The sequence below is a fragment of the Komagataeibacter kakiaceti JCM 25156 genome, from assembly GCF_000613305.1.
Genome location: NZ_BAIO01000554.1, coordinates 1 through 1,434 on the forward strand (window position 1 = coordinate 1; position 1,434 = coordinate 1,434).

The following is a 1,434-nucleotide window of genomic DNA, read 5'->3' on the forward strand; positions in this document are numbered from 1 at the left end:
CTGCAGACCGCCCAGCCCGTCACCTTCGGCCACCACCTGCTGGCCTATGTGGAAATGCTGGCGCGCGATCGCGGGCGGCTGACGGATGCGCGGCGCAGGCTCAATGAATCCCCGCTGGGCTCGGCCGCACTCGCGGGCACGTCCTTTCCCATCGACCGGGAGATGACGGCAAGGGCCCTTGGCTTCGACCGCCCCACCGCCAATTCGCTCGATGCCGTGTCGGACCGTGATTTCGCGCTGGAATACCTGTCCGCCCTGTCCATCATGGCGGTGCATCTGTCGCGGCTGGCGGAAGAAATCGTGATCTGGTGCTCCGCGCCCTTCTCCTTCATCCGCCTGTCGGATGCGTTCACCACCGGCTCCTCCATCATGCCGCAGAAGCGCAACCCCGACGCGGCCGAACTGGTCCGCGCCAAGGGCGGGCGCATTACCGGCGCGCTGGTGGGGCTGCTGACGGTGATGAAGGGCCTGCCGCTGGCCTATGCCAAGGACATGCAGGAAGACAAGGAACCCGTTTTCGCCGCGACCGACGCCGCCGCCCTGAGCCTTGCGGCCATGGATGGCATGATCCGCGATCTGAGCGTCAACGCGGAGCAGATGCGCGCCTATGCCGGTTCGGGCTTCTCCACCGCCACCGATCTGGCGGACTGGCTGGTGCGCGTGCTGAAGGTTCCGTTCCGCACCGCCCATCATGTCACGGGCCGCCTGGTCGGCAGGGCGGAAGCGCGCGGCGTGGGGCTGGCTGACCTGACGCTGGAGGAAATGCAGGCCGAGGAACCCGGCATTACCGATGACATCTTCTCGGTGCTGGATGTCGATTCCTCCATCGCCTCCCGCACCAGTTTTGGCGGCACCGCGAGTGACAACGTGCGCGCGCAGTCCGCGCGCTGGCTCGACACACTGGAAGCTGAAACCGTGGGAGCAGAAAAATGAACCGCTTCATCACCCGCCACCGGCGCGCGGCCATGTTCATGCTGCTGACCGGCCTGCTGGCGGTCATGGCCACCTCGCTCGATGCCTGTGGCCGTATCGGCACGCCCCGCCAGCCCGCGCATTCAAGCGCCTATTACCGGAGCTACCCCAGTTCCGACAGATAAGACACGACAGGCGTTTTCGGGCGCCCCCTTCTCTCAGCAAAGGCGGCGCCCGAAGCCTTGTGAACAAAGCCTTACCGGAAACAGCCCCATGATCTGCGGGATGTTTCAAAGACAGGTTTTTCAGGCAGTCTCCTACCCATCAGCAGATTGCCCGGCCCGAAGCTGTCGGGCAGCAGGTCGGACAGCGTACGTTCCAGCAGCCGCTCCCCCGCGGGTGAGACCATGATGACGGGCGTTTCCGCCGCCGCGAATTCCCTTATCTTCTGCCTGCATCCACCACATGGCGTGCAGGGGGCCGCCCCCCCGCCACACACCACCACGCGGCGGATGCGCCGCC

Annotated in this window: 3 protein-coding genes; 2 read left to right on the top strand and 1 reads right to left on the bottom strand. The window is 66.0% G+C overall.

The genetic code is table 11. The features are described from left to right. On the top strand, positions 1-933 hold a 933-nt coding region (gene argH, locus JCM25156_RS16510; protein ID WP_025813980.1), incomplete at its 5' end, for an argininosuccinate lyase. After that, entirely contained in the window at positions 930-1,097 is a 168-nt protein-coding gene (locus JCM25156_RS30065) for a hypothetical protein (protein ID WP_183480775.1), read from the top strand. The genes argH and JCM25156_RS30065, both read left to right, overlap by 4 nt. Before the next feature lie 71 nt (positions 1,098-1,168). Here the strand turns inward: JCM25156_RS30065 and JCM25156_RS25550 are convergent. Next, positions 1,169-1,434: cytidine deaminase family protein (locus JCM25156_RS25550; protein WP_025813981.1), on the bottom strand; the 266-nt coding region annotated here is incomplete at its 5' end.

Coding starts and splice junctions, on each gene's coding strand:
- JCM25156_RS30065 (WP_183480775.1), top strand. CDS start 930: ATGAACCGCTTCATCACCCGCCACCGGCGCGCGGCCATGTTCATGCTG.